The organism is Streptosporangium sp. LJ11 (assembly GCF_051918945.1).
Taxonomy (GTDB): Bacteria; Actinomycetota; Actinomycetes; order Streptosporangiales; family Streptosporangiaceae; genus Streptosporangium.
In genome coordinates, this window is the sequence record NZ_JBPXMB010000006.1 from 159,683 (window position 1) to 184,471 (window position 24,789).

The 24,789-nt window shown below is 70.7% G+C and carries 23 protein-coding genes; 16 read left to right on the forward strand and 7 right to left on the reverse strand.

All coding sequences use genetic code 11. The features are described from left to right. Nucleotides 1-103 precede the first annotated feature (103 nt). The 8 genes from ACTOQ3_RS11385 (at nucleotide 104) to ACTOQ3_RS11420 (ending at nucleotide 6,816) form a co-directional block, all read left to right on the forward strand. Nucleotides 104-298 carry a hypothetical protein gene (locus tag ACTOQ3_RS11385; protein ID WP_362695007.1) on the forward strand — a complete coding sequence of 65 codons (195 nt, stop codon included), beginning with the start codon at nucleotides 104-106 and terminating at the stop codon, nucleotides 296-298. A gap of 2 nt (nucleotides 299-300) precedes the next feature. Next, on the forward strand, nucleotides 301-636 hold the full coding sequence (locus ACTOQ3_RS11390) for an ArsR/SmtB family transcription factor (RefSeq protein WP_440083318.1): 336 nt from the start codon (nucleotides 301-303) through the stop codon (nucleotides 634-636). A gap of 130 nt (nucleotides 637-766) precedes the next feature. Continuing rightward, nucleotides 767-1,534 carry a DeoR/GlpR family DNA-binding transcription regulator gene (locus tag ACTOQ3_RS11395; RefSeq protein ID WP_350976185.1) on the forward strand — a complete coding sequence of 256 codons (768 nt, stop codon included), beginning with the start codon at nucleotides 767-769 and terminating at the stop codon, nucleotides 1,532-1,534. 157 nt (nucleotides 1,535-1,691) lie between these two features. Continuing rightward, nucleotides 1,692-2,771: an ABC transporter substrate-binding protein gene (locus ACTOQ3_RS11400; RefSeq protein ID WP_440083319.1), complete on the forward strand. Its 1,080-nt coding sequence runs from the start codon at nucleotides 1,692-1,694 to the stop codon at nucleotides 2,769-2,771. A 149-nt stretch (nucleotides 2,772-2,920) separates the two neighbouring features. Continuing rightward, nucleotides 2,921-4,474, forward strand: a complete 1,554-nt coding sequence (locus ACTOQ3_RS11405) for a sugar ABC transporter ATP-binding protein (RefSeq protein ID WP_440083320.1) — start codon at nucleotides 2,921-2,923, stop codon at nucleotides 4,472-4,474. After that, nucleotides 4,471-5,430, forward strand: coding sequence for an ABC transporter permease (locus ACTOQ3_RS11410; RefSeq protein ID WP_440083321.1), 960 nt, complete (start codon nucleotides 4,471-4,473; stop codon nucleotides 5,428-5,430). The genes ACTOQ3_RS11405 and ACTOQ3_RS11410 overlap by 4 nt, the downstream gene beginning before the upstream one ends. Beyond that, nucleotides 5,427-6,413 carry an ABC transporter permease gene (locus ACTOQ3_RS11415; RefSeq protein ID WP_440083322.1) on the forward strand — a complete coding sequence of 329 codons (987 nt, stop codon included), beginning with the start codon at nucleotides 5,427-5,429 and terminating at the stop codon, nucleotides 6,411-6,413. The genes ACTOQ3_RS11410 and ACTOQ3_RS11415 overlap by 4 nt, the downstream gene beginning before the upstream one ends. 154 nt (nucleotides 6,414-6,567) lie before the next feature. Continuing rightward, a complete protein-coding gene (locus ACTOQ3_RS11420) occupies nucleotides 6,568-6,816 on the forward strand; it encodes a DUF5999 family protein (protein ID WP_440083323.1) in 249 nt (82 codons plus the stop codon). Here the strand turns inward: ACTOQ3_RS11420 and ACTOQ3_RS11425 are convergent. Genes ACTOQ3_RS11425 through ACTOQ3_RS11435 form a run of 3 tightly spaced genes read right to left on the reverse strand, consistent with a single transcriptional unit; the run spans nucleotide 6,780 to nucleotide 9,993 of the window. Beyond that, on the reverse strand, nucleotides 6,780-7,967 hold the full coding sequence (locus ACTOQ3_RS11425) for an FAD-dependent monooxygenase (RefSeq protein WP_440083324.1): 1,188 nt from the start codon (nucleotides 7,965-7,967) through the stop codon (nucleotides 6,780-6,782). The genes ACTOQ3_RS11420 and ACTOQ3_RS11425 overlap by 37 nt on opposite strands. Nucleotides 7,968-7,995: 28 nt before the next feature. Further along, entirely contained in the window at nucleotides 7,996-9,141 is a 1,146-nt protein-coding gene (locus tag ACTOQ3_RS11430) for a DUF3500 domain-containing protein (protein WP_440083325.1), read from the reverse strand. A gap of 3 nt (nucleotides 9,142-9,144) precedes the next feature. Beyond that, nucleotides 9,145-9,993 (reverse strand): fumarylacetoacetate hydrolase family protein, encoded by an 849-nt coding sequence (locus ACTOQ3_RS11435; protein WP_440083326.1) that lies wholly within the window; start codon nucleotides 9,991-9,993, stop codon nucleotides 9,145-9,147. 162 nt (nucleotides 9,994-10,155) lie between these two features. Between ACTOQ3_RS11435 and ACTOQ3_RS11440 the strand changes: the two genes are divergently transcribed. From ACTOQ3_RS11440 to ACTOQ3_RS11455, 4 genes are all read left to right on the forward strand, one after another. Then, on the forward strand, nucleotides 10,156-12,456 hold the full coding sequence (locus tag ACTOQ3_RS11440; RefSeq protein ID WP_440083327.1) for a phosphoketolase family protein: 2,301 nt from the start codon (nucleotides 10,156-10,158) through the stop codon (nucleotides 12,454-12,456). A gap of 199 nt (nucleotides 12,457-12,655) precedes the next feature. Further along, nucleotides 12,656-13,603: a TIGR03557 family F420-dependent LLM class oxidoreductase gene (locus ACTOQ3_RS11445; RefSeq protein WP_440083328.1), complete on the forward strand. Its 948-nt coding sequence runs from the start codon at nucleotides 12,656-12,658 to the stop codon at nucleotides 13,601-13,603. A gap of 19 nt (nucleotides 13,604-13,622) precedes the next feature. After that, entirely contained in the window at nucleotides 13,623-14,804 is a 1,182-nt protein-coding gene (locus ACTOQ3_RS11450) for a zinc-dependent alcohol dehydrogenase (protein ID WP_440083329.1), read from the forward strand. A gap of 32 nt (nucleotides 14,805-14,836) precedes the next feature. Then, entirely contained in the window at nucleotides 14,837-15,310 is a 474-nt protein-coding gene (locus ACTOQ3_RS11455; RefSeq protein WP_440083330.1) for a hemerythrin domain-containing protein, read from the forward strand. A gap of 124 nt (nucleotides 15,311-15,434) precedes the next feature. Here ACTOQ3_RS11455 and ACTOQ3_RS11460 read toward each other — a convergent pair whose 3' ends face one another. From ACTOQ3_RS11460 to ACTOQ3_RS11475, 4 genes are all read right to left on the reverse strand, one after another. Continuing rightward, nucleotides 15,435-15,722 carry a Fe-S cluster assembly protein HesB gene (locus ACTOQ3_RS11460; RefSeq protein ID WP_440066564.1) on the reverse strand — a complete coding sequence of 96 codons (288 nt, stop codon included), beginning with the start codon at nucleotides 15,720-15,722 and terminating at the stop codon, nucleotides 15,435-15,437. A 280-nt stretch (nucleotides 15,723-16,002) separates the two neighbouring features. Beyond that, nucleotides 16,003-17,376, reverse strand: coding sequence for an FAD-dependent oxidoreductase (locus ACTOQ3_RS11465; RefSeq protein ID WP_440083331.1), 1,374 nt, complete (start codon nucleotides 17,374-17,376; stop codon nucleotides 16,003-16,005). Nucleotides 17,377-17,506: 130 nt separating this feature from the next. Beyond that, entirely contained in the window at nucleotides 17,507-19,093 is a 1,587-nt protein-coding gene (locus ACTOQ3_RS11470) for a multicopper oxidase family protein (RefSeq protein ID WP_440083332.1), read from the reverse strand. Continuing rightward, a complete protein-coding gene (locus ACTOQ3_RS11475; RefSeq protein ID WP_440083333.1) occupies nucleotides 19,045-19,512 on the reverse strand; it encodes a hypothetical protein in 468 nt (155 codons plus the stop codon). The genes ACTOQ3_RS11470 and ACTOQ3_RS11475 overlap by 49 nt, the downstream gene beginning before the upstream one ends. A gap of 573 nt (nucleotides 19,513-20,085) precedes the next feature. Between ACTOQ3_RS11475 and ACTOQ3_RS11480 the strand changes: the two genes are divergently transcribed. The 4 genes from ACTOQ3_RS11480 (at nucleotide 20,086) to ACTOQ3_RS11495 (ending at nucleotide 24,763) form a co-directional block, all read left to right on the forward strand. Then, nucleotides 20,086-21,114: a LacI family DNA-binding transcriptional regulator gene (locus tag ACTOQ3_RS11480; protein ID WP_440083334.1), complete on the forward strand. Its 1,029-nt coding sequence runs from the start codon at nucleotides 20,086-20,088 to the stop codon at nucleotides 21,112-21,114. A 289-nt stretch (nucleotides 21,115-21,403) separates the two neighbouring features. After that, nucleotides 21,404-22,777: an ABC transporter substrate-binding protein gene (locus ACTOQ3_RS11485; RefSeq protein ID WP_440083335.1), complete on the forward strand. Its 1,374-nt coding sequence runs from the start codon at nucleotides 21,404-21,406 to the stop codon at nucleotides 22,775-22,777. Nucleotides 22,778-22,848: 71 nt separating this feature from the next. Further along, on the forward strand, nucleotides 22,849-23,766 hold the full coding sequence (locus ACTOQ3_RS11490; protein WP_440066576.1) for a carbohydrate ABC transporter permease: 918 nt from the start codon (nucleotides 22,849-22,851) through the stop codon (nucleotides 23,764-23,766). Nucleotides 23,767-23,782: 16 nt separating this feature from the next. Beyond that, entirely contained in the window at nucleotides 23,783-24,763 is a 981-nt protein-coding gene (locus ACTOQ3_RS11495) for a carbohydrate ABC transporter permease (protein ID WP_440083336.1), read from the forward strand. Nucleotides 24,764-24,789 lie beyond the last annotated feature (26 nt).

Genomic DNA, 24,789 nt, shown 5'->3' on the forward strand with positions numbered 1-24,789 from the left:
GTCATTACGATTTGAAGAATTATGCAATTTGCCACATCATGAGGAACGGTGTGCCGATAAACCAGACGCCGGGGAGTGGCCTGATCCACGGGAGGTGGGGGACATGAGCGAGTTCGCGGCGGAGCTACGGGCGCGCATCGCCGATGTCGACGGCGAGCTGGAGCTCATGCGCCAGGCCTTCGACGATCACGCGGTCGAGGTCCTGTCCGGGCGGCTGGAGAACCTGCTGCGCATCGCCGACCGGCACGGCGTCGACGTGCGGTACGCCGGTGGCGGGCCCGTCGCCGGAGCTGTGTGATCATGCCGGTGCCGCTGCACCAGGCCAAGGCCGAACTCTTCCGCACCATCGGCCATCCGGTCCGCGTCCAGGTGCTGGAGCTGCTGCGGGACGGCCCCCTGCCGGTGCGGGATCTCCTGAGCGCCATCGACGTCGAGGCCTCCAACCTCTCCCAGCAACTCGCCGTGCTGCGCCGCGCGGGAGTCGTGACCGCCACCAGGGACGGCGCCACCGTCGTCTACGCCCTGTCCACCCAGGACCTGGCCGAGCTGATGGCCGTGGCGCGGTCGATCCTGGCCGAGGTGCTCGCCGAGCAGGGTGAGCTGCTCGCCGAGCTGCGCGCCGAGGCTCGCGGCTAGCGGTTTCGGCGGCCCGGCCTGTCACTCGACGACCGATTATGATCGGCTCAGATCACATGATTCGGAGCGGACGGGGTCGGTCGTGAAAAGTGGGGGAGAGAGTTCGGGGCAGGCGGAGTATCGTCGTCCCGTGTTCGCCGCGGAGCGCCGTCAGCGCATCCTTGAGCTGGTACGCGCCAACGGCGCGGTCTCCCTCCGGGATCTGGCCCAGTCGGTTCAGTCGTCGGAGGTGACGGTCCGGCGCGACCTGCGCGCCCTGGAGGCCGAGGGCCTGCTCAACCGGCACCACGGCGGTGCCACGCTCCCCGGCGAGCTGTCGCGCGAGCCGACGTACTCGCAGAAGATGCAGACGGCGGCCGCGGAGAAGCGGGCCATCGCCGATCTCGCGGTCTCCCTGGTCGAGGACGGCGACGCGATCGTGGTCGGCGCCGGCACCACCACCCAGGACTTCGCCCGGCGCCTGGCCCGGGTGACGGAGCTGGCCGTGGTGACCAACTCCCTGCTGGTCGCGCAGGCGCTCACCGACTCGCCCCGGGTCGAGGTGGTCATGACCGGCGGCACCCTGCGCGGCTCCATCCACGCCCTGGTCGGCAGCGCCGCCGAGCGCTCCCTGGCCGGCCTGCGGGTGCGCAGGGCCTTCATCTCGGGCAACGGGCTGACCGCGGAGCGGGGCCTGTCCACGCCCAACATGCAGGTCGCGAGCGTCGACCGGGCCCTGGCGGCGGCGGCCGAGGAGGTAGTCGTGCTGATCGACCACACCAAGGTCGGGGTCGACACGATGGTGCAGACCGTGCCGACCGAGGAGATCACCCATCTGATCACCGACGACGAGGCGCCCAGGGAGGTGCTGGACGACCTGACGGGGCGGGGGGTGCGGATCCACGTCGCCCGGATCTGACGATCGGGAAAGGCCATGGTTCCGACAGCCTGGTGACCGAATCTGATCGAATGCGATCAATCGTGACCCAGTGATGTCCATTTCTTTACGATTTTGTTTCCTGGCCGGATGAACATCGAGCGCATCGACGTTCCATCGTCCTGTCCGGGAGGGCACCATGACCCTGCTCACGAGTCGTCCGGGAAGAGTCGCCGCGCTGCTGGCCGCCGCCGCCCTCGTCGCGTCAGGTTGCGCGAAGGGAGAGGAGACCGCCGCCGCGCCGAGCGGTTCGAGCACCCAGGGCGGCCAGGTCGTCCGGACGCCGGCCGCCGACGCGGGCGCCGGGTGCACCATCGACGCCTTCGGTGCCCAGAAGTTCGACCTCAAGACCGCCGTCGTCGGCTTCTCCCAGTCGGAGAAGGAGGCCAACCCCTTCCGGATCGCCGAGACGAAGTCGATCAAGGATGAGGCCGCCAGGCTCGGCATCGCCAACCTCAAGGTCACCAACGCGCAGTCGCAGTTCTCCAAGCAGATCAGCGACGTCCAGCAGCTCATCGCCCAGGGCGCGCGGCTGCTGGTGATCGCCCCGCTCAACTCCGACGGCTGGGAGCCGGTCCTGCAGCAGGCCGCGGCCAAGAAGGTGCCGATCATCACGATCGACCGCAAGATCAACGCCGCTCCCTGCACGGACTACCTGACCTTCATCGGCTCCGACTTCGTCGAGCAGGGCAAGCGCGCCGCCGACCAGATGGCCAAGGCGCTCGGCAACAAGGGCGAGGTGGCCATCCTGCTCGGCGCGCCGGGCAACAACGTCACCACCGAGCGGACCAGCGGCTTCAAGGACCGGATCAAGGAGGTGGCTCCCGACATCGAGATCACCTTCGAGCAGACCGGCGAGTTCGCCCGCGAGAAGGGCCAGCAGGTCACCGAGCAGCTCATCCAGTCCAACCCCGACATCGACGGCGTCTACGCCGAGAACGACGAGATGGCGCTGGGCGCGGTCACGGCGCTCAAGGGCGCGGGCAAGAAGGCGGGCGACGTCCAGATCGTCTCCATCGACGGCACCCGCGGCGCGGTCCAGGCCATCGCCGACGGCTGGCTGGTCGGCGTGGTCGAGTCCAACCCCCGCTTCGGCGCCCTGGCCTTCGAGACCGCCCAGAAGTTCCTCGACGGCCAGGCCATCCCCGAGAAGGTCATCATCTCCGACCGCGAGTACGACAAGGCCAACGCGGAGAGCTCCCTCTCCGAGGCCTACTGATCACCGGACCCGGTGCCGGACCCCGGTCGCCGGATCCGGACCCCGGGTCCCGGTGACCGGATCCGACCGTTGAACCCGATCATCGAATCCTCCCGGGGCGCCGCCCCCGGCCCCCGGGCGGATCGAGGAGATCTGAGGAGAGGAGCCCTGTGGCCACGACCGGCCGAGTCCTGGAAGCCGCCGGGGTGCTGAAGGTCTTTCCCGGCGTCCGCGCGCTGGACCACGTGTCGTTCACCCTCGGCAGGGGCGAGGTGCACGCCCTGGTGGGAGAGAACGGCGCGGGCAAGTCAACGTTGATCAAAGTGCTGACCGGGGTCTACCAGGCCGACGCGGGCCAGGTGAGGTACCGCGACGAGGTGGTGAGCTTCTCGAGCCCGCTCGACGCGCAGCGGGCCGGCATCTCCACGATCTACCAGGAGGTCAACCTGGTCCCCTCCATGAGCGTGGCGCGCAACCTGTTCCTCGGGCGCGAGCCCAGGGGCCGCTTCCGGCTCATCGACTTCGGCGCCGTGCACGAGCAGGCCAGGGAGATCCTCAAGGGGTACGGCGTCCACGTCGACGTCCGCCGCCCCCTCGGCTCCCTGGGCATGGGCACCCAGCAGATGGTCGCCCTGGCCCGCGCCGTCTCCGTCGACGCCCGGGTCGTCATCATGGACGAGCCCACCTCCTCGCTGGAGCCGCGCGAGGTCGGCAGGCTCTTCGAGGTGATCAGGGGGCTGCGCGACCAGGGCCGCTCGGTGATCTACGTCAGCCACCGGCTGGACGAGCTCTACCGGATCTGCGACCGGGTCACCGTGCTGCGCGACGGCAGGCTGGTCCACACCGGCAGGATGGCCGAGCTGGAGCGCCTGCGCCTGGTCTCGCTCATGCTCGGGCGCAAGCTGTCGGAGGTGCGGGCCGAGGGCGCCACCAAGTTCAGCGGCTCCCACTCCCAGGGCGGGCAGGGCGGGCAGGACGAGCAGGACCCGCCGGTGCTCACCGCGACCGGCCTCACCCGCAGGCACCGGCTCGACGGCGTCTCCCTGGCGCTGCGGCCCGGCGAGGTCGTCGGCCTGGGCGGCCTGCTCGGCGCCGGGCGCAGCGAGACCGCCAAGGCGATCGCGGGTGCCCTCAGGGTGGATTCCGGGGAGGTCGTCGTGGCGGGCGTACCGCTGCGCACCGGCTCGGTCTCCGCGGCGATCCGCGCCGGGATCAGCCTGCTGCCCGAGGACCGCAAGGCCGAGGGGATCGTGCCGACCCTGTCGGTGCGGGAGAACATCGCGCTGGCCGCGCTGCCCCGGCTCTCGCGGGCGGGCATCGTCTCCGACCGCCGGGTCGACAGGATCGTGGAGACCTTCATGAAACGGCTGCGGATCAAGGCCGCCGGGCCCGGCCAGCCGGTCGGCGAGCTGTCCGGCGGCAACCAGCAGAAGGTGCTGCTGGCCCGCTGGCTCGCGATGAGCCCCAAGGTGCTGCTGCTGGACGAGCCCACCCGTGGCGTCGACGTCGGCGCCAAGGCCGAGGTGCAGATGCTCATCGACGAGCTGGCCGTGGACGGCCTGGCCGTCCTGCTCATCTCCTCCGACCTGGAGGAGATCGTCGAGGGCTGCGACCGGGTCGTGGTGCTGCGCGACGGTGCCGTCCAGGGCGAGCTGCACGGCACCGAGGTGAGCGAGGAGGCGATCATGTCCATGATCGCCCGGCCGGTGGAGGTCCCCCGATGAAGGCCGTGACGGTCACCCCCGGCCCGCTGCCCGGCAGGGCGGCGCTGCTGTCGTGGCTGCAGCGGTACGGCGTCTACGTCGCCGTCGTCGTCCTGGTGCTGTTCAACGCCGCCTTCACCCCCAACTTCCTGGCGGCCGGCAACTTCCGCACCCAGCTCCTGCAGGTCGCCCCCGTCGTCGTGGTCTCCCTGGGCATGGCCCTGGTCATCGGCGCCGAGGGCATCGACCTGTCGGTCGGCTCCGTCATGGCGCTGTCGGCGTCGATGATCGCCCTCTACCTCGGCTACGGCGCCTGGCCCGCGATGCTCATGGCGATCCTCGCGGGGGCGGTCGTCGGAGGCGTCGGCGGCACGCTCGTCTCGCTGGTCGGGGTGCAGCCGATCGTGGCGACGCTGGCGCTGCTCGTCGGGATACGCGGGCTGGCCAACGTACTGCTGCCGCAGCTGAAGGAGATCGGCAACCCCACGCTCACCGCCCTGGGCAGCGAGTCGGTGCTCGGCGTGCCGTACGTCGTGCTGGTGGCGGTGGCGCTCACCCTCCTGGTGCTGTTCGTCGTCCGCAAGAGCACCTTCGGCCGCCAGGTGGTCGCCGTCGGCGGCAACCGGGTGGCCAGCGAGCTGGCCGGACTGCCGGTCCGGCGGATCCTGCTGCTGGTCTACGTCATCTCCGGCGTGCTCGCCGCGATCGCCGGGATCCTCGCCAGCTCCCGCCTGCAGGCCAGCGACCCCACCTCGCTGGGCCTGTTCATGGAGCTGTCGGCCATCACCGCCGTGGTGGTGGGGGGCACCCCGCTGAGCGGCGGACGGGTCCGCGTGCTGGGGACCGTGATGGGCGCGCTGCTCATGCAGCTGCTCCAGGCCACACTGATCAAGCACAACCTGCCGCAGTCCTGGACCCAGATGGCCCAGGCCGTGATCATTCTCGCCGCCGTCTACGCCGCCAGGGAGCGCCGATGACCCTCACCACGGTTCCGGCGGAGACCGAGTCCCCCCGCGAGCGCGCCGGGAGGATCTTCCGCGGGCACGGCGCGCTGATCGTGCTCGCCGTGCTCGCGGTCGCCGGCTCGCTGGCCTTCGACTCCTTCGCCACGGTGGCGAACGTCGGCAACATCGCCACGTCCTCCTCGTTCCTGGCGATCATCGCGATCGGCATGACCTTCGTCATCATCTCCGGCGGCATCGACCTGTCGGTGGGGTCGCTCTTCGTGCTCGGCGGCGTCCTGGCGGCGTACGGCTCGCAGTACGGGCTCCTCGTCGCGCTCGCCCTGCCGCTCGCGGTGTCCGGGCTGTTCGGCCTGGTCCACGGGCTGATCATCGCCAGGACCGGGATGGCGCCGTTCATCGTCACCCTGGCCGGGCTGCTGGGCGCGCGGGGGCTGATGCTGGCCATCTCCGACGAGGGCGCCGCGACCTACCTGGTCGAGGACCCGTCCTTCGCGCTGCTCGGCCAGGGCTCCGTCCTGAACGTCGGCTACCCGGTGTTCGTCGCCGCCGTCCTGCTGGGCGTGGGAATGGTCCTGCTGCGGCGCACCGGTTTCGGGCAGAACGTCTACGCCATCGGCGGCAGCGAGGACGCCGCCGGCCTCATGGGCGTGCCGGTGGCCCGCACCAAGGTCGCCGTCTACCTCATGTCGGGGCTGCTTGCCGGGCTGGCCGGGGCGCTCAACGCGGCCCGGCTGTCGTCGGGGGTGACGATCCTCGGCATCGGGCTGGAACTCGACGTGATCGCCGCCGTCGTCATCGGCGGCACGCTGCTCACCGGGGGAGCCGGGGCGCTCGGCGGCACGATCGCCGGGGCGCTGCTGCTCGGCGTGATCCAGAACCTGATCAACCAGGTCGGCAACCTGAACGCCTCCTTCCAGCAGGTGGTCAGCGGGCTCTTCCTCGCCCTCGTGGTGATCGCCCACCGGTTCCTGGGAGGGGTGCGCAAGACCGAGTGAGGACCGGCGGGACGCGCGCTTCCCGAGCACGGGCCCCTGTGCGGATTTGTACCGGGACAGGACGTCCCCGCAGGCGCATCCTGCGGGAAGACGACGGCGGACCGCCGTCACGAGGCAGACCAGCGCAGACCAGCGCAGACCAGTGAGGTACGCCATGTGCCGGCACGAAACCCCATGCCCCCCGGCCTACGCTCCCGGCAGGGAGGCCGCGACACCGATCGCCTCCCACCCCGAGCAGGGCTGGAGCCTGCTCTGCAACGGGGTGGTGCTCTTCGAGGACACCGGCGAGCTGCTGCCCGACGGCCGGGCCGTCCCGCCGCACCGCCCGCCCGTCGCGTCCTCCCGGCCCGCCGTCCGGCCCGCCGCTCAGCCCACGATGGCGGTCTCGGGGTCGTGGCCGTAGAGCCAGGCGCTCTGCCGGAGCGGGTCGCTGCCGGCCAGGGCCGCGTCGCGCTCCAGCTGGGCGGGCCCGTCGGGCAGGTGGTTCTGCACCTCGCGGCCCCGGCTCATCAGCTGCACCCGTGAGGCCCGGGGCCGGCGGATCTCCTCGTAGCGGACCAGCGCCTTCGCCGCCGTGTCGCCGGTGGCGTCGCGCAGGCAGCTCGTGAGGACCACCGCGTCCTCGACCGCCTGGGCGGCGCCCTGGCCGAAGAAGGGCAGCATCGAGTGGGCGGCGTCACCCAGCAGGGCCACCCGCCCCGACGTCCAGCGCTCCAGGGGGGCACGGTCGTACAGCGCCCAGCGCTTGGTCTCGGTGGCCGCGGCGATCAGCCGTCCCAGCCGGGGGTCCCAGGTCTCGAACTCGCGCGCCAGGTCCTCGAGCCGCCCGTCGGCCGTCCACGACTCGACGCGCCACTCGCCCGCGGGCACGATCGCGACGATGTTGATCAGCTTTCTGTCCCTGATGGGGTAATGGACGAAGTGGCGGCCGGGACCCAGCCAGAGCGTCTGCACCCGGCGCAGCGCCAGCTCCGGCGCCCGCTCGGCGTCGACCAGGCACCGGTAGGCGCACAGCCCGGAGAAGCGCGGCGGCTCCTCGTCGACGATCGCGGGCCGGACGGCCGAGTGGATGCCGTCCGCGCCGATCACCACGTCGGCGACGACCGTCGTCTTCACACCCCGGGTGTCGGTGAAGACCAGCTCGGCCTCGTCGCGGTCCTGCCGCAGCACCTCCAGCCGCCGGTCGGTCCTGACCGCGTCCGCGGGCAGCGCCTCCAGCAGCATGTCGAGCAGGTCGGCCCGGTGCGCGACGTAGCAGTCGGTGCCGTACAGCCGCCGGCACTCCTCGCCCATCGGCTGGGAGGACAGCACCCGGCCGTCCTCCCAGCGCCTGAACTCCCAGGCGGTCTCCAGGGGGACGGCGAAGGACGCCAGCCGCTCGCCGAGCCCGGCCCGTACCAGGGGGCGGACCATGTTGGGGCCCACCACGATCCCCGCGCCGACCTCGCGCAGCTCGGCGGCCTGCTCGTACACGACGGCCTCGAGGCCGGCCTGGCGCAGCAGCAGCGCGGTGGCCAGCCCGCCGAGGCCTCCTCCGACAATGGCGATCTTCACTCAGGGGTTCCTCTCCTCGGGCGGCGTCTCACCCCGCGGTACCGCGGTGCTCCTCGATGAGGTGTCTCATCAGCAGGTCCTCGCCGAAGTCGTTGGCCGGGTCGCGCCACACGCTGTGGGCGTGGTCGGCGTCGTCCTCGGTGTTGTCGAACTCGATCAACGTGACCGGGCCCTGGATCCGGTAGTAGTGGCCGAGCCCGTAGTCGTCGGCGCCGGCCCAGGCGAAGTGCAGGTCACCGGCGGCGCGGACGCGGTCCATCTCGGCGGCCACCTGGCCGGGCCTGGCCCGGTCGAGGTAGCACTCCAGCAGCTCGTCGAACGCGCGCCGCTGCCGGGAGGTCAGGTCGGCGGCGGCGATCCCGCGCGGGTGCGACCTGATGTAGCGCAGGGCCTGCCGGTCGGCCTCGGTGATCATCGCGTCCCGGCGGCCGACCCCGTGCAGGTCGGGCAGCTCCACCTCGCCGATCCTCGGCACCGTGCGGGTGACGAAGTCCGCCGGGGGGACCGGGTGGATGATCGCCCGCGCCCGCCGCCCGTCGTCCAGGGAGCGCAGCAGCGCGAACCCCAGGTCCTCCTCCTCGCCCAGCACCCGGTACGGGCCGAAGCGGGCCGGCTCCGAGCCCAGCAGGAACGGCGTCACCGCCAGGTGGTCCTGGTTGACGACCGTGAAGTTCAGCGACAGGTGGTGGCCGACCAGCCGCCATCCCCACACCGAGTCGGGGTTGGGCTGCCCGAAGAACGTCAGGAAGTACATCCCCGGGTTGCGGAACTCCCTGGCCACGTGCCCGAACCGCTCCAGGTTCAGCTCGCGCAGCACGTGCTCCAGCGAGATCACCTGCACCACCTGCGCGTACGCCCGCTCCGAGCAGCACTGGGCGATCAGCCGGTGCGCCAGGATGCCCTGGTCGAAGCTCAGGTCCCGCAGCGGCACCCCGGCGCGTCCGGAGGCGGGCAGGAAGTTCCAGTTCGAGCGGTCGGCGTCGTCGAAGGGCAGCAGCGCGCGGGCCCGCTGCTCGCCGTCCAGGGCGTCGTACAGCGCCATCGCGGCGAAGGTGATCAGGGTGACGTTGAAGTCTCCCGGGCGCTCCTCCAGCCCCGAGCGCGGCACCCGCCCCGCTGGGGGGTGGGCGCCTTGTCCATGAGGGGAGTGGCTGAAATGCGAGGTTTGCGACATCGGTCAGCTCTCCGGCCAGGCCACGATCGGGTTGCGCACCGACCCCAGCCGGTCGATCTCCACCTCGACCACGTCCCCGGGCCGCAGGAAGCGCGCCGGGGTGCGCGCGTGCCCCACCCCGGCGGGGGTGCCGGTCGCCACCAGGTCGCCGGGGCGCAGCGTCATGGTCCGGCTCAGGTGCGCCAGCACCCGCCCGACCGGGAAGATCATGTCCTTGGTGTCGCCGTCCTGGACGACCTCGCCGTTGACCCGGGTCACCAGCCGGAGCCCGCCGGCCGGGTCGCCCACCTCGTCGGCGGTGACCACCGGCCCGATCGGCCCGCTGTGGTCGGAGTTCTTGCCGAGCGTCCACTGCGCGGTCAGCCGCTGCGCCCGGCGGGCGCTCAGGTCGTTGAAGGTCGCGTAGCCGAACACCCCCGCCAGCGCGGTCTCCTCGTCCACGCACCGCAGCTCCGCGCCGACCACCGCGGCCAGCTCGACCTCCCAGTCCAGGCCGGCCTCGTCCGGCGGCACCGGGACCGGCGTCCCGTCGACCGCGAGCGACGCCGTCCACCGCCCGAAGATCGCCGGTGTCTCCGGAATCGGGAAACCACCCTCGGCGGCGTGCGCCCGGTAGTTCAGCCCGACGCACACCACCCGCGCGGAACCGGCCACCGCCGGGGCCGGGCTCAGCTCGCCCAGCGCCCGCTCGTGCGGTCCCGGCTCGCCGCCGGCGAGCTCGCGCGCCCTCGCGGTCCAGCGGGGCAGATCCTCGTAGAACTCACCCGCCTCGGCCAGCGGCGCCACCCGGTCTCCACCGGTCAGCACGCCCACCCGGACCTGGCGCCCATCCCGAAAACCGACAAACCTCATCGTTCACTCCCGATGTTCCCGGTGACGGGAACCACAGCAGCCTCGAGCGCACCCATACGTCACTCTAGACTCATCCGGAGATCTTCGTACATTTCACCCCAATGCGGTAGGGGGAGTTCGCCGTACGGGGTTTGAACGCCTCAATTGAGGAACTGTCGATGTATGGACGCACTCGCGCACGTCGACGCCTACTGGCGCGCGGCCAACTACCTGTCGGTCGGCCAGATCTACCTGCTGGACAACCCGCTGCTGGCCGAGCCGCTGAGACCGGAGCACATCAAACCCCGGCTGCTGGGGCACTGGGGGACCACGCCGGGGCTGAACCTCTGCTTCGCCCACCTGAACCGGATCATCGCCGAACGCTCTCAGGACATGATCTACATCGCCGGTCCCGGGCACGGCGGCCCGGCGGCGGTGGCGCACGCCTGGCTGGAGGGTTCCTACACCGAGCGCTATCCCGACATCTCCCGGGACGCCGAGGGGATGCGGCGGTTGTTCCGGCAGTTCTCCTTTCCCGGTGGCATCCCCAGCCACGTGGCGCCCGAGACGCCCGGCTCGATCCACGAGGGCGGCGAGCTCGGATACTCCCTGGCCCACGCCTACGGGGCCGCGTTCGACAACCCGGACCTGGTGGTGGCGTGTGTCATCGGTGACGGGGAGGCCGAGACCGGGCCGCTGGCGGCCAGCTGGCACAGCAACAAGTTCCACGCGCCGGGCCGCGACGGCGCGGTGCTGCCGATCCTGCACCTGAACGGCTACAAGATCGCCAATCCGACCGTGCTGGCCCGCATCCCCGAGGCCGAGCTGGTCAAGCTCATGGAGGGCTACGGATACCGCCCGCATCTCGTGTCCGGGGACGAGCCCGAGGCCGTGCACCAGGCCATGGCCGAGACCCTGGAGACGGTGTTCGACCAGATCGCCGAGGGCGGCCGGCCGCCGATGATCATTCTGCGGACGCCGAAGGGGTGGACCGGGCCGCGCGAGGTCGACGGCCTGCCGGTGGAGGGCACCTGGCGCTCGCATCAGGTGCCGCTGTCGAGGGTGCGCGACAACCCCGAGCACCTGGCGATGCTGGAGGAGTGGATGCGCTCCTACCGGCCGGAAGAGCTGTTCGACGCCGAGGGGCGGCCGATGGCCGAGGTGGTGGGGACGGTGCCCGAGGGGTCTCTGCGGATGAGCGCCAACCCGCACGCCAACGGCGGCGAACTGCTGCGGCCGCTGGCGCTGGGCGACTTCCGCGAGCACGCGGTCGAGATCAAGTCGCCCGCCACCGCCACCAGCGAGCCCACCCGGGTGCTGGGCGCCTTCCTGCGCGACGTCATCGCCGCCAACCCGCGGACCTTCCGGCTGATGGGTCCCGACGAGACGGCCTCCAACCGGCTGCAGGCGGTCTTCGAGGTCACCGACCGGGCCTGGAACGCCGAGGTGCTGCAGACCGACGAGCACCTGGGGGCGGGCGGCCGGGTGATGGAGGTGCTCAGCGAGCACCTGTGCCAGGGCTGGCTGGAGGGCTACCTGCTGACCGGCCGCCACGGCCTGTTCAACTGCTACGAGGCGTTCATCCACATCATCGACGCGATGTTCAACCAGCACGCCAAGTGGCTGGAGTCCTCCCAGAAGATCCCCTGGCGCAGGCCGGTCGCCTCGCTGAACTATCTGCTGTCCTCGCACGTGTGGCGCCAGGACCACAACGGCTTCTCCCACCAGGATCCCGGCTTCCTGGACGTGGTGATGAACAAGAAGGCCTCCGTGGTGCGGGTGTACCTGCCGCCGGACGCCAACACGCTGCTGTCGACGGCCGACCACTGCCTGCGCTCCCGCGACTACGTCAACGTGATCGTGGCCGGCAAGCAACCGGTGCTGGACCTGTTCACCATGGACGAGGCGATCGCGCACTGCACGCGGGGGCTGGGCGTGCTGGAGTGGGCCAGCACCGACGCCGGGACCGAGCCGGACGTGGTGCTGGCGTGCGCGGGGGACGTGCCCACCCTGGAGACGCTGGCGGCCGCCGCCCTGCTGCGCGAGCATCTGCCCGAGCTGCGGGTCCGGGTGGTCAACGTGGTGGACCTGATGCGGCTGCAACAGTCCTCCGAGCACCCGCACGGCATGTCCGACGCCGAGTTCGACACCCTGTTCACCGCCGACCGGCCGGTCATCTTCAACTTCCACGGCTACCCGTGGCTGATCCACCGCCTGACCTACCGCCGCAACGGCCACGCCAACATCCACGTGCGCGGCTACAAGGAGGAGGGCACCACCACCACGCCGTTCGACATGGCCATGCTCAACGACATCGACCGCTACCACCTGGTGATGGACGTCGTCGACCGGGTCCCCGGGCTGGCCGGGCGCTCGGCGCACCTGCGCCAGCACATGGCCGACGCCCGCCTGCGCGCCCGCGCCCACACCCGCGAGCACGGCGAGGACCCGGCAGAGATCCGCGACTGGGCCTGGCCGTACTGATCAGGCCGTACTGATCAAGGCCCCTGACCCCTGCCCCGATCGCGGGGCAGGGCCCCGGTCGAGCTCGCCGCCGGGTTGCGCGGCTTCCTCGGGGAGGTCAGGGGGGAGATCGCGCCCACCCCCGCACACCCCCTCGTTTGACCTTCGCGGATGGGGTAAGGGAGACGTCACTGCAGCTCAGATGATCGGGGAGGGGAAAATGACCACGTTCGGATACTTCTTGTCGAGCGAGGAACACGGGCCGGCGGAGCTCGTACGGCAGGCCAAGCTCGCCGAGCGGGCGGGCTTCGAGGGCCTGTGGATATCCGACCACTTCCACCCCTGGCTGGACGTGCAGGGCCAGAGCCCGTTCGTCTGGTCGGTGATCGGGGCGGTGGCGGAGGCGACCTCGCTGCCCATCACCACCGCCGTCACCTGCCCGCTGGTCCGCACCCACCCAGCGATCATCGCGCAGGCCGCCGCGACCAGCGCGGCGCTGTCCGGCGGCCGGTTCCGGCTCGGCGTGGGCACCGGTGAGGCGCTCAACGAGCACATCATCGACTCGCACTGGCCCCCGGCCTCCGAGCGGCTGGAGATGCTCGAGGAGGCGGTCGAGCTCATGCGGGAGCTGTGGAGCGGGAAGCTGGTGACCCACCGGGGAGAGCACTACCGCGTCGACACAGCCCGCCTCTACACCCTTCCCGACGAGCCGCCGCCCGTCTACATGTCCGCCTTCGGGGACAAGGCCGTGCAGCTGGCCGGGCGCATCGCCGACGGCTACATCTGCACCTCCCCGAGCGCCGAGCTGGTGGAGAAGTTCCACAAGGCGGGCGGCGCGGGCAAGCCCTCCCAGGGCGGGCTGAAGGTCTGTTACGCCGCCGACGAGGCCACCGGCCGCAAGACCGCGCACCGGATCTGGCCGACCCAGGGCATCCAGGGCGAGGCCTCGCAGCTGCTGCCGCTGCCCCGCCACTTCGAGGAGCTCGCCGAGATGGTGACCGAGGACGATATCGCCGCCCCCTGCGGCCCCGATCCCGAGGTGCACGTCAGGGCGATCAAGGAGTACGTGGACGCCGGCTTCGACGAGGTCTACATCAGCCAGATCGGCCAGGAGCAGGACGCCTTCTTCGACTTCTACGCCAAAGAGGTCCTGCCCCGGCTGCGCTGACACCCCCGAGGAGAAGATCATGAAAGCTCTCACCTGGCACGGCAAGCGCGACGTACGGGTCGAGGAGGTTCCCGACCCGGTGCTCAAGGAGCCGAACGACGCGATCATCAAGGTCACCACCACCGCGATCTGCGGCTCCGACCTGCACCTGTACGAGGTGCTGGGGCCCTTCATGGGACAGGGCGACATCCTCGGCCACGAGCCGATGGGCGTCGTGGAGGAGGTCGGCCCCGAGGTCACCGCCGTCAAGCCGGGCGACCGGGTGGTCATCCCCTTCAACATCTCCTGCGGTCACTGCCACATGTGCGGCCTGAACCTCTTCGCCCAGTGCGAGACCACCCAGGTCCGCGACCAGGGGATGGGCGCGGCCCTGTTCGGCTACACCAGGCTGTACGGCGAGGTCCCCGGCGGGCAGGCCGAGTACCTGCGGGTCCCGCAGGCGCAGTTCGGCCCGATCAAGGTCCCCGAGGGGCCGCCGGACGAGCGGTTCGTCTACCTGTCCGACGTGCTGCCCACCTCCTGGCAGGCGGTGGCGTACGCCGACATCCCCGGCGACGGGAGCGTCACCGTCTTCGGGCTCGGCCCGATCGGGCAGATGACCTGCAGGATCGCCAGGCACCTCGGCTACCGGGTCATCGGCGTCGACGGGGTGCCCGAGCGGCTCGCGATGGCGCGCAGGCACGGCGCCGAGGTGCTCGACGCCTCCGTGACCGGCGACATCCCCGAGGCGGTCAGGGAGCTGACCGGCGGGCGCGGCACCGACTCCGTGATCGACGCGGTCGGCATGGAGGCGCACGGTTCCCCGGTCGCCAAGTTCGCCCACGCCGTCACCGGCCTGCTGCCCGACGCGATCGCCGCCCCGCTGATGTCCAACGCGGGCGTGGACCGGCTGGCCGCGCTCAACCAGGCCGTCGACACGGTACGGCGCGGCGGCACGATCTCCGTCGTCGGCGTCTACGGCGGCATGGCCGACCCGATGCCGATGCTGAGGATGTTCGACAAGGGCGTCACCCTGCGGATGGGCCAGGCCCACGTCAAGCGCTGGATCGACGACCTGATGCCGCTGGTGACCGACGACTCCGACCCCCTCGGGGTCATGGACCTGGCCACCCACCGGCTCCCCCTCGACCGGGCGCCGCACGGTTACGAGATCTTCCAGAAGAAGCGGGACGGGGCCATCAAGGTCCTGCTCAACCCCTGATCACACCGGCACATGTCGTTGGAAGGAGAAAGATGGACGCGATCGTTCTGCTCAAGGACGACCACAAGACCGTCGAGAAGCTGTTCAAGGAGTTCGAGAACGCGGGCGAGCGGGCGTACAAGAAGAAGCGGGAACTCGTCGACCAGATCATCGAGGAGCTCACCGCCCACGCCCACATCGAGGAGCAGATCTTCTACCCGGCCGCCCGCGAGAGCGTTCCGGAGACCTCCGACCACGTCCTGGAGAGCGTCGAGGAGCACCACGTGGTGGTCTGGATGCTCTCCGAGCTGGCCAAGCTCGATCCCAAGGACGAGCGGTTCGACGCCAAGGTCACGGTGTTGATCGAGAACGTCCGCCACCACGTCGAGGAGGAGGAGCAGGAGTGGTTCCCGCAGGTGCGGGAGGCCATGGGGCGCAAGAGGCTCCAGGAGCTCGGTGAGGAGATGGAGAAGGCCAAGCCCACGGCGCCCAGGGACCCGCTCGCCCTGAGCAGCGCCCGCGCCTGACCTCGCCCGCGCCCTGAGGGCCTGACCTCGCCCGCGCCCCGCGGAGAGGTCCCCGGGAAGAGCACGCACGGGCCCCGGTCCCGCGAGGGGACCGGGGCCCGCGTGCCGGGTCCACCCGGAGTGGTCAGTGATGCTGTTCGGTGACGAGGAACGCGACGCCGCCCCCCTCGTCGACGTCGGCGTCCAGCGACTTGTCGTCGAGCATGTCCACGACCTGCGGGTCGAGGAAGATCCGTGCTCCTTCCGACTCCACCACCCTGTCGGCGGATTCGGGGTGTTCCGCGATCGAGAGCACGAGCGATCCGGTCCCGTCGCTCTGGGATGAAATGCGAACCCCGGTATCCGGAGAGTCTGTCACCTGCGAGCTGAGATCCCGGATTACCTGGGCAGCCGTGTCCGTCAATGTGAGCATTGCTCCTCCTTGTCGGTATCGGGCCTTCGATTCTTCGCCCTTGCCCGCTCTCATCCGGCCCAACCATCTCCCCGGTGTTTCCCGCGACCAGGCGATCACGCGAGCGCGCCGCGACCCGGCCGGGCCGGGCCGGCGGTTGACGGCGTGGACGACGGCGCGGACGACGGTGTGGTTTCGGCGGCGGACCGACGGCGGTGCGGAGCCACCGGGCTCTGGTGGATCATGTCTCTGCCGCGTCCCCGGGCGACGGCGGGTGCCGGGCCGGTGAGCCACCGAGCGGTCAGGCCTTCCCGTCGAGGCGGTCGATGTGCTCGGCCGCCTTGCGCGCGGCGATCAGTACGGGGTCCCACACCGGGGCGAACGGGGGAGCGTACGACAGGTCGAGCCCCGACATCTCCTCCACCGTCATCTCGTGCCAGATGGCGACGGCCAGGGCGTCGATCCGCTTGGCCGCGCCCTCCTGGCCGACGATCTGGGCGCCCAGCAGGCGGCCCGTCCCCCGGTCGGCGATCGTCTTGATCTTCATCTCGCGGGCGCCGGGGTAGTATCCGGCGCGCGTGGTGGACTCCACGATCCCGCCGACCGGCTCGAACCCGGCCTCCTGCGCCGCCGCGGTCGTCAGGCCGGTGCGCGCCACCTCGTACTCGCAGATCTTGGACACCGCGGTGCCCACGACGCCGGGGAAGGCGGCGTGCCCGCCGCCGATGTTGATGCCCGCGACGCGTCCCTGCTTGTTGGCGTGGGTGCCGAGCGCGATCGCCACCGGCCGCCGGGAGACCCGGTGGAAGTTCTCGACGCAGTCACCGGCGGCCCAGACGCCCTCCACCGGGGTCCGCATCCGCCGGTCGGTCACGATCCCCGAGGTCTCGCCGACCGGGATGCCCGCGGCCTCGGCCAGCGCGCTGTTCGGCCGGGTGCCCAGCCCCAGGACGACCAGGTCCGCGGGCAGGGTCCGGTTCTCGGTGCGGGCCGCCGTGACCCGCCCGCCGGACTCCTCGAAGCCCTCGATGCGCTCGCCGAGGTGCACCTTCACGCCCAGGTCGCGCAGGGCGTCGGCGACGAGGGCGCCCATGTCGGGGTCGAGCGTGCCCATCGGCTGCTCGGCGGCGTCGACGAGCGAGACCTCCAGCCCGCGCCGTACCATCGCCTCGGCCATCTCCAGGCCGATGTAGCCGCCGCCGACCACCACCGCCCTGCGCGGCTCGTCCTCCAGGGCCCGTAGCAGCGCGATGCCGTCGTCCAGGGTCTGTACCCCGTACACCCCCTCGGCGCCGGCGCCGGGCAGATCGGGGCGGGCCGGCACGGCGCCGGTGGCGACCACGAGCTGGTCGAACGGCTCCCAGCCCCGGCCGCCCCGCTCGTCGCGCACGGCCACCGCGCGCCGGTCCAGGTCGATCTCGACGACCTCGCTGCGCAGCCGCAGGTCGATGTCCAGCTCGTCGCGGAACACCTCCGGGCGCCGGCTGATCAGCGACTCCACGTCGGTGACCTCCCCGCCCACGAGGTAGGGGATGCCGCAGGCCGAGTAGGAGGCGTGCGCGCCCTTCTCGAAGGCGACGATCCGCAGATCGCCGGGCCCGCGCCGGCGCCTGGCCTGGGAGGCCGCGCTCATCCCCGCGGCGTCGCCGCCGATCACCACCAGTCGTTCCGCCATCGTTCCCATCCCCCCTGTGGACCGCCGATGGTACGGCTTCCTCGGCAGGAGGCTCCCAAACGGCCGCTTCGCCACGCCGCCGCGCTCATCGAGACCTCGGCCGGACGGGCCGCGACGTGGCACCGGAGCGCTAGACCACCTCGAAGTCGGCCATCATCGCCATGTCCTCGTGTTCGAGGTTGTGGCAGTGCATCATGTAGCGCCCCCGGAAGCCCTCGAAGCGCACCAGGACCTCCACCACCTCGTACGGGCGGAGGTCGACGGTGTCCTTCCAGCCGCCGTCCGTGGCCGCCGGGGCCCGGCCGTTGCGTGACAGCACCTGGAAGTGGGCCATGTGCACGTGCACGGGGTGGTGGAAGTCGCTGGTGAGGCGCCAGACCTCGGTGGTGCCGAGCCGGGGGCGGGCCAGCGGGCTGCCGGGCCGGAACGGCAGCCCGTTGATCGTCCAGGCGGCGTCCGGGCCCTGCCCGGTCCTGCGGAAGTCGAAGAGCCGCGAGGCGGCCGCCGACGACCTGACGGCCGGTTCGACCGCCGCCAGGCGCCCCGGCACCGCGCCGTCCTCCCGGGCCCGGCGCGCGACGCGGAAGCGCATCACGTCGCGCGCCGGGCCGGTGCCGAGGGTGTTGACCATCGTCACCTCGGTGCCGACCGGGTAGGCGGAGAAGTCGACGACCACGTCGAACCGCTCGGCGGGGGCCATCGTGATCGCCTCGTGTGCGACGGGGGCGGCCAGCAGCCCGGCGTCGCTGCCGACCTGGACGAACCTGCCGCCGGGGGTGAGCTCCAGCCGGTAGCGGCGGGCGTTGGAGGCGTTGAGCAGCCGCAGCCGGTAGCGGGTGGCCGAGACCTCGAGCACCGGCCAGGGGGCGCCGTTGACCAGGATCACGTCACCCTCGACGCCCTCCATGTAGGCGGCCTCGACCCCGGCGCTCACCAGCAGGCTGGGATCGGTCGCCGGGTAGCGGAACGAGCCGTCCTCCTCGAACGCGCGGTCGCAGATCATCAGCGGGACGTCCCGCTCGCCCCTGGGCAGCGGCAGCGCGTCGTCCTCGTCGTCCCCGACGATCATGAATCCGGCCAGCCCCCGCCAGACCTGCGGGGCGGTGAAGTCCATCCGGTGGTCGTGGTACCAGAGCGTGGCGGCCCGCTGGTCCAGCGGGTACGCGTAGTCCCTGGCCCCGGCGTGCAGCGTCCACTGTGACGGATCCATGCGCATGCCGTGGTGGGAGTGGCCGCCGGGCGGGGGTCGGAAGCCGCGGCCCTCGGCCACCACCAGGTCGGTGGGATAGCCGTCGGAGCCGGCCGGGGTCACCCCGCCGTGCAGGTGCGTGGAGGTCGGCACGGGCAGCTCGTTGCGGACCCGGACCGTGACGGGGCTCGCGCGCCGCACCTGGAAGGTCGGCCCGGGGAAGGTGCCGTCGAACCCCCAGACCTCGGTCGTCGTCCCCGGGACGATCTCCACCTTCGCAGGACGCTGGACCACCTCGTAGTGTCCCGGCCGCGCGGGACGCGCCACGGCGGGGATCGGCAGCGGGACGGTGAACGGCCTGGGCAGCGGCAGCGCGCTGGACAGGACCTGGCCCGCGGTCTCGGCCGAGACCGCACCGCATCCGGCCGCGGCCAGGCCCGTCACGCCGAGCGCGCCGCCCAGGAAACGCCTTCTGGAGATCACGCGGCCGCCCTCCGCCGACCCCGCCACGTCCAGGCGGTCATCCACACGGCCAGGCCGAAGATGACCATCGCCAGCGGGATGTGCGCGGCGACCATGCGCTCCTGACCCAGCACGATCTGGGCGTTCACCAGCGCCAGTTGCAGGACGCTCACCCCGAGCGGCCACAGCGGGCCGCGTCCCGGTCGCCACAGCGCGATCGCGGCGATGAGCTGCAGGCCCACCAGCGCCGTGGTCACCATGGCGCCGAGATTGTGATGGGCCAGCAGGTCCACCTTCCCGGTGACGAACATGCCGGCGGTGACCGCCTGGCCGAGCACGGTCACCAGGTGCAGGGTGGCGGTGACCCGCAGGGACCAGACGATCCAGGCGGGCACGCGGGCCGGATCGGTCCGGGCGGGCACGCGGGCCGGGTCCGCGGGGACGGGCACGCGGGCCCGCCCGGTCGGAGCGGGTGGGGAACTCATGGACACCTCCGTCGGATTTCGGTGTCCAGGTTCCCGGTCCGGGGCGCGGGCGTCGTCATCCCGGCGAAGCGCTCGGCCGTACTTCTCGTGGTGTACACGGGGCCGGTCGCCCCCGGGTGTACGACCGGGGGAGTACGGGTGCCGCGCGGCCCGCCTGACGTCCGCACGCCCCGAAGGGGTGACCCGGCCATGTGGCCGGGTCACCCCTTCGTCCGTCGGTGGCCGTGTGGCGATGCCGCCGTCTCGGCAGAAGAGCGGTATCAGATGATACAAAAACCACAGGATGACGAACAGCTGACCGCAATATTTAGTCCTTATTCCGCAAAGAAGTGCTCGTCGTGCGTTCCCTGCTGTCGTGGATGTGACGCCGAGTGGATCCCCTCAGGCTCCGCAGGCAGGTGGAGCTGCCCGGCGAGGCCGCGCGAGCAGCGAGTTGAGGTCCGGCAATCGACTTCATCCGGGCATGAAGCCCACATCTCGGACTGTCATGACACGTCATCCCCGCGAGCCGGTATGACACCGATCCGCAAAGCGGATGTAAACGCTTGCGAAAGCCGCCGTATGCTTGCGGGTATGACGCGGAGGCTTGCTGAGGTGGCCAAGAGGGTCGGGATGAGCGAGGCGACGGTCAGCCGCGTGCTCAACGGCAGGCGCGGCGTCTCCGAGTCGACCAGGGACGCCGTGCTGACGGCGCTCGACGCCCTCGGCTACGAGCGCCCGACCCGGCTGCACCGCGACCGCGCCCGCCTGGTCGGCCTGGTCTTCCCCGACCTGCACAACCCGGTCTTCCCCGCGTTCGCCGAGGTCGTCGGCGGGGCGCTCGCCCAGCAGGGGTTCACCTCCGTGCTGTGCACGCGCACCTCGGGCGGGCTGCAGGAGGCCGACTACGTCGACCTGATGCTGGCGCAGCACGTCTCGGGCGTGGTCTTCGCCGGAGGCGCGTACGCCGACGGGGACGCCTCCCACGAGCACTACGCGCGCATCCTGGAGCGGCGCCTGCCCGCCGTCCTGGTGAACGCCTCGGTCGGACACCTCGGTTTCTCCCAGGTCTCCTGCGACGACGTCGCCGCCGCCGAGATGGCGGCCGGACATCTGCGCGCCCTCGGGCACGAGCGCGTCGGGATGCTCCTCGGGCCTGCCGACCACATGCCGTCACGCCGCAAGCTGGAGACCTTCGCCGCCTACGCGCGGGCGCACGGCATGGACTTCGGCGACCGCTTCGTCGAGCACGCCATGTTCTCGATGGAGGGCGGCCAGGCCGCCGCCACCCGGCTGGTGCGGCGCGGGGTCACCGGCCTGATCTGCGGTAGCGACCTGCTCGCGCTCGGCGCGGTGCGCGCCGCCCGGCGCGAGGGGCTGGCGGTGCCGCGCGACGTCTCGGTGATCGGGTACGACGACTCGGCCATGATGAACCGGACCGACCCGCCGCTGACCACGGTGCGCCAGCCGATCGAGGCGATGGGCCGCGCGGCCGTGGACCTGCTGGTCGCCCAGATCGACGCCGCCGCCCTGCCGGGGGGCGAGCTGCTGTTCGACCCCGAACTCGTGGTCCGCGCCTCCACCGCGCCGGCGGCGCCCAGGGCCGGGGCCGTACCGGCCTGACCGTTCCCGAACCGCCGCCGGCTCCTCCCGCCCTCTTCCCGGCAGTCGTCTCTAAAAATTTCGACAGGAAGATGACGTCACCAAGCATCTTCCCGCAAGTGGATGACTCCACTCCGTGTCATGTCCGTGTAGCCCCAGGTGGGGCGGGGTTCTCGCGCGCGGCGGAGGTGTTACCGGAAGATGGCCGATGGATCACTGTCACTTTTTTGCATCTGAATTGACGGGCTCTTGCTAGTTCCTGCACGCCTCTATATGTTTCTCGCAACCGACCCGCCAAGGAGTGCCTCGGATGAAATCCCCCAAGCTCTCGATGCTGCTCGCCGCAGCCATCGCGCTCACCGCCGCCGGGTGCGGCAACGACGACAGCGGATCACAGGCCGCGGAAACCAAGCCGAGTGCCGCCGGGGCCGAGGCTCCGGTCACGATCTCCGTCGGCTGTCAGCCGCCGAAGAGCAACCCGCTGGAGCGCACCGCCTGGGACGAGGACGTGGCAGCGTTCAAGAAGCTGCACCCGCACATCACGATCGACAGCAAGGACGCCTTCCCCTGCATCAACCCGGACACCTTCCAGGCGAAGCTGGCCGGTGGCTCGATGGAGGACGTCTTCTACGTTTACTTCACCGACATCAAGAAGATCATCGCCGCGGGCCAGGCCGCCGACATCACCCCGTACGTCGGCGGCATCAAGTTGCTGAACGACATCAGGCCCGACGTCCTGGCCACCTTCAAGGAGGGTGAGAAGCTCTACGGCCTGCCCAGGAACAACTACTCGATGGGCCTGGTCTACAACCGCAAGCTCTTCACCCAGGCCGGTCTCGACCCCGCCGCACCGCCCAAGACCTGGGCCGAGGTGCAGGCGGCCGCCAAGAAGATCAGCGCCCTCGGCCCCGGATACGTCGGTTTCGGCGAGTACAGCGCCGGCAACACCGGCGGCTGGCACTTCGCCGCCTCCCTCTACGGGCGCGGCGGCGAGATGGTCACCCCCGACGGCAAGTCCGCGGCCTTCAACAGCCCCGAGGGCAAGGCCGTCCTGGAGAACCTCAAGACCATGCGCTGGACCGACAACAGCATGGGCGCCAAGCAGCTCCTCCAGTGGGAGGACCTGATGCGGATGATGGGCGGCGGCAAGCTCGGCATGATGATCGGCGCCCCCGACGTCGTCCAGGCCGTCAACAACGACTTCAAGGGCAAGTTCGAGGACTACGGGGTCACCGCCCTGCCCGAGGCAAAGGCCTCGCTCAGCGGCGGCGACGGCTACATGATCAACCCCAAGGCCACGCCCGAGAAGATCAAGGCCGCCATGCTGTGGCTGGAGTTCCACGAGCTGACCCCCGGTCAGGGCCAGTTCAACTACGCGCGCAGCAAGCAGCAGGGCCGCCCCGTCGGCCTGCCGATCCCCGACCTGTACGGCGACACCGCGCCGGGCAAGGAGATCACCGAGCTGCGCAAGGCGAACGCCACCGTCCCCGTGGAGAACTTCGCCCCCTTCGTGGAGGGTTCCGCGGCCATCCAGAACAAGCTTGAGCCGCCGAAGTCGCAGGAGCTCTACGCGATCCTCGACGTGGCCATGTCGGCGGTGCTGACCAGGCAGGACGCCGACATCGACAAGCTCCTCGCCGACGCCGAGGCCAAGGCGAACAAGGTGCTGGCGAAGTCGAGCTGACCTTCTGACACCCGGGGTGCCGGCCCGTCGGCCGGCACCCCGACACTCATGTTGATATCGGGAGTCAACCGATGACCACTTTGACCGTGAAAGGTCCACGGCGGCGAAAGCCGGGAGCGTTCCGGCGAGGGCTGCGACGCAACCTGACCGCCTACGGGTTCCTGTGCGCGGCGCTGATCTGTTTCGCCTTCTTCTCCTGGTACCCCATGGTGAGGGAGGTCCTGCTCAGCTTCCAGCAGACGAACTTCGTCGACGACCCCACCTGGGTCGGCCTGGACAACTTCCGTACCGTGACGGAGGACTCGGCGTTCGCCCAGGCGTGGATCAACACCATCGCCTTCACCGGCCTGGCGCTCGTGTTCGGCTACGTCGTCCCGTTCGTGGCGGCGATCGTCCTGAACGAGCTGCGGCACGCGCGGGCCTACCTGCGGTTCATCGTCTACCTCCCGGTGATGCTGCCGCCCGCCGTCGGGGTGCTGCTGTTCAAGTGGTTCTACGACCCGGGCGCCGGCCTGTTCAACCAGATCCTGGACCTGGCGCACCTGCCGGCCCTGAGCTGGCTCGACTCCACCGACACCGCGCTGATCTCCCTCGTCATCGTCTCCACCTGGATGAACCTGGGAACCGGCACGCTGATCTACCTCGCCGCGCTGCAGAGCATCCCCGGCGAGCTGTACGAGGCCGCGGAACTGGACGGCGCCGGGCTCTTCAAGCGGGTCTGGCACGTGACGATCCCGCAGACCAGGCTCATCCTGCTGGTGATGCTGCTGCTGCAGATCGTGGCGACCATGCAGGTCTTCATCGAGCCGTACCTGCTCACCGGCGGCGGCCCGGAGAACGCGACGCTCACCGTCGCCTACCTCATGTACCAGTACGCCTTCAACTTCGGCGACTTCGGCGCCGGAGGCGCGCTCGGGCTGATGCTCATGGTCGTGCTGATGGTGTTCTCCGCCTTCTACCTGCGCCTGTCGCGGGACAACCAGAGCTAAGGAGGCAGCTGAGCCGATGTCGAACCTCACCGTTCAACCACGTCGCCCGGCTCCCGCCCCGCCGCAGGAGCGGGGTTCCGGGAAGAGTGCCCGGCGGCCGCGCAAGCCCAAGGAGCCGACCAGGGAGTTCCGGAGCCTGGTCTCCCCGCACACCCTCACCACCCCGCACGGGCGGCTGATCTACCGCGCCGTGCTGACCTTCGTGGTGCTCCTGTTCACCGCCGTGTTCGTGTTCCCTCTCTACTGGATGGTCACCGGCGCGCTCAAGACCCCCGAGGAGCTCGCCCAGATCCCGCCGAGCTTCTTCCCGACGTCGTTCGACTTCGGCGTGTACGCCGAGGCGTGGGACCAGCTGGACCTGGGGTTGTTCCTCACCAACACCGTCATCTACGCCGGCGGCGCCTGGCTGTTCACGCTCGCCGTCGACGTCTCGGCCGCCTACGCGCTGTCGAAGCTGCGGCCGGTGCTGGGCAACCTGGTCCTGGGCATGATGCTGGCCACACTCATGATCCCGCCGATGGTCATCCTGCTGCCCGCCTACCTGACGGTCAAGGACATGCCGATCTTCGGCTGGGACCTGCTGAACACCCCGTGGGTGATCTGGCTTCCCGCCGCGGCCAACGGGTTCTTCATCTTCCTGCTGAAGCGTTTCTTCGACTCGATCCCCAGGGAACTGCTGGAGGCCGCCCAGATCGACGGCGCCTCTCCGGCGCGTATCCTCTGGTCGATCGTGCTGCCCGTCTCCCGGCCGATCCTCGGAGTGGTGTCCATCCTCTCCGTGGTCAACGTCTGGAAGGATTTCGTCTGGCCGCTGCTGGTGCTGCCGGACGGGGAGAAGATGACGATCAGCGTGGGCATCGCCTCGCTCTCGGCGCAGATGCCGCAGAACGTGCTGATCGCCTCGCTGGTGATCGCGAGCATCCCGACGATGATCGTTTTTTTCGTCTTTCAGCGCAGCATCATGGCCGGCCTCACCGCCGGCAGCCTCAAGGGCTGACCTCGTCACCCACCCACAGCTACTAA